A 2,365-nucleotide genomic window follows, 5' to 3' on the forward strand; every position below is an offset into this window, starting at 1 on the left:
ATGTGCATCGCCGGTAAGGCTTGGGGAACTCTGGGGAGGTGCATCTACGGCAGGGCACCGTGCAGCGGCAGTTCGACGATCATCACGTCGAAGTGCGGAGAGTCGGGGAACGGCTGAGCCTTGCCGGCCTTGCGCCAGCCCCACCGCGCATAGGCGCGCCGTGCGGACTCGTTGTCCTCGCGGACCAGCAGCGTCGCCCGCTCCTCGGCACGGCCGCCGAGCAGGGCATCGTGAAGGGCGTGCGCCACCCCCTTGCCCTGCCGCTCGGGGACGACCATCAGCTCGTTGAACGCGAACGTCCGCGACCCGGTCTCGGTGGTGAACCCGTCCGGGACCGGCGTGGTCAGCCCGTCCCACCAGCGGGCGTTGACCGGCAGCGCGTACCCGAACGCCTGCCCGACTGGCTGCCCGCCGATACGGGCGATGACGATCTCGAACCCTGGGGCCTTGGCGTAGCCGGGGAACCGCTCGGCGAACCGCTCGGCCGAGTAGAACGGCTGGTCGATCACGTCCTGGTGGGAAGCGATGTAGACCGGCACGATCACGCTGCCGAGGATGTTCTCGGCGTCGGCGGGGTCGTGGCGGGTGAAGGTGAGGTCCGAGGTCATCGGTCTCCCGTTGATGCGAGTAGTTCACGTGCCTGCTGGATCGAGGGCCGCCTGGCCTGAGCGGGCGCCGCCAGTCGCAGTGAGGTCAGCGCGCTGCCCCGCAGGAGCCCGTCGCTGCGCTGCTCGGCCGGCAGGCTCTCCAGCACCCGCGCCATGTGATGTGCGCCCTCGTCGACGTCTCCGGCACGGATCAGGGCACCGGCCCGGTGCATCTCGACCTGCGCGCGGGCTTGCCAGTTCCGGCGGGGGTAGAGGGCCAGCGCGGCGTCCTGGGCGGCCATCGCCGACTCGACGTTCCCGGCGCAGGTGTGAACCAGGCTGGTGACGTAGAGGAGACGGCCGTTCGACCAGCCCCATTGGCTGCCGCGGTCTGTGCGTACCGCGTCGGGCAGCTGCTCGAACACGCCGCGCAGGTCGTCGAGCGCGTCGCTTGCCTCGTCGTGGCGGCCGAGTTCGGCGAGGGCCTGGGCCTTGGCGGCGTGCCCGGAGGCGACGCCGGCACAGGGGACGCCTTGCCCTACCGCGATCGCCTCCTCGGCCGCTTCGACGGCTGACAGGCGGGGCGCGTCGGCATAGAGGGCGAACACGGCGGCGCGACCACGGACAAGGGCGGCGGCGGTGTGGTCGCCGGTCTGGTCGGCGGCGCGGGCGGCGGTGCGCCACCAGCGGCGCGCGGACCGGCCCTCGCCCAGGTTGGTCAAGTTGATCGCCATGAGCGCGGCGAGCTGCGCGGCCACGTGGACCAGCCGGGTTCGCGCGGTCCCTCGGCCGGCTGGCAGCAGGCGCGTCAGTTCGGCGAAGTCGGCCGTCAGCTCCTGCTGCAGGACTGCAGCGGAGGACCAGCCGACCTCTCGGGCGTAGTCGTGCGCGACGCGTTCCCAGGTGCTGGCGTCGCGGTCGCTGGCGTCCGCGGCGACGGCGGCCTCGAACGCGTCGCGCAGTGGCTCGGCGTCACGAGCCAGCGAGCTGGTGGCGGCGGATGTGGCCATGAGGCCAAGAAGAGTTCGGCGGTCCACGTCCTCATTGTCGTCGTCGGCTCGTCCAGGACTCACTGAGTCCGGTGTTGACTCGGCGAGATCAACGAGGTGGCCGCCCGCTTGGAGGATCTCGTCGAGCCGGATGGCCATCCGCTCGGAGATGCCGATGTGCCCCTGCCGAAGCCTGGAGATGTGCGCGGGGTCGCACGGAACCTGCCTGGCCAGCGCGCGAACGCCGATCCCACGCTCGGTCATGATCTGTCGGAGCAGCTCGCCGAACGTCTCGCCGGTCATCGCTCCCGCCGTTTCGCGCCGGTGTGCCTGTTATTTCCGTTGACTGAACCGGGGCGTCAACAATCAACGCCTTCCACGCTAACGCCGGACACGGTCTCGTGGTGGTCGAAAGGTGTCGCAAGACACGAAGACGGCCCCGGCCGGCGGGCGAACGCCGGGGGTCCGGGGCCTGACCGGAAACGAGGTCCGGCTGACGATGACCATATCCGAGAGCGCCGCCCGGCTCCGCGAGGAGCACCCCGGGTGGCGGATCGAGTACGTCGACAGCAAGCCCGTCCCGTGGCTCGCCATGCGCGACCCTTCCGACGACTGGATCGGCGGGCACCCGGTGGCCGAGGCGAAGAACTCCGGGGTGCTGGAGCGTCTCATGAGCCAGGCCGTCGACCTCGCGGCGCTCACGTCCGGCGGGTCGCGCGAGGAACGCATGGAGGACCTGGAGTCCCTGCGCGAGAACTTTCCAGGCTGGAGGTTCGACCTGAGCGACGT

3 protein-coding genes are annotated in these 2,365 nt (G+C 70.8%); 1 reads left to right on the forward strand and 2 read right to left on the reverse strand.

What is annotated here, in order from left to right:
• Positions 1–44 precede the first annotated feature (44 nt).
• Together E1287_RS42985 and E1287_RS42990 are read right to left on the reverse strand one after the other, a co-directional pair.
• The gene (locus E1287_RS42985) at positions 45–608 is read right to left on the reverse strand and encodes a GNAT family N-acetyltransferase (RefSeq protein ID WP_131971866.1); all 564 of its coding nucleotides are present in this window, start codon (positions 606–608) and stop codon (positions 45–47) included.
• Positions 605–1,879 (reverse strand): helix-turn-helix transcriptional regulator, encoded by a 1,275-nt coding sequence (locus E1287_RS42990; RefSeq protein ID WP_131971868.1) that lies wholly within the window; start codon positions 1,877–1,879, stop codon positions 605–607. The genes E1287_RS42985 and E1287_RS42990 overlap by 4 nt, the downstream gene beginning before the upstream one ends.
• A 196-nt stretch (positions 1,880–2,075) precedes the next feature.
• Between E1287_RS42990 and E1287_RS42995 the strand changes: the two genes are divergently transcribed.
• On the forward strand, positions 2,076–2,365 hold a 290-nt coding region (locus tag E1287_RS42995), incomplete at its 3' end, for a hypothetical protein (RefSeq protein WP_131971870.1).

Source organism: Actinomadura sp. KC06 (genome assembly GCF_004348735.1).
Lineage (GTDB): Bacteria > Actinomycetota > Actinomycetes > Streptosporangiales > Streptosporangiaceae > Spirillospora.

What these genes read in the sequence shown, in the direction of transcription:
- E1287_RS42990 (WP_131971868.1), bottom strand. Translation starts at nt 1,879, where the DNA reads ATGACCGGCGAGACGTTCGGCGAGCTGCTCCGACAGATCATGACCGAG.
- E1287_RS42985 (WP_131971866.1), bottom strand. Translation starts at nt 608, where the DNA reads ATGACCTCGGACCTCACCTTCACCCGCCACGACCCCGCCGACGCCGAG.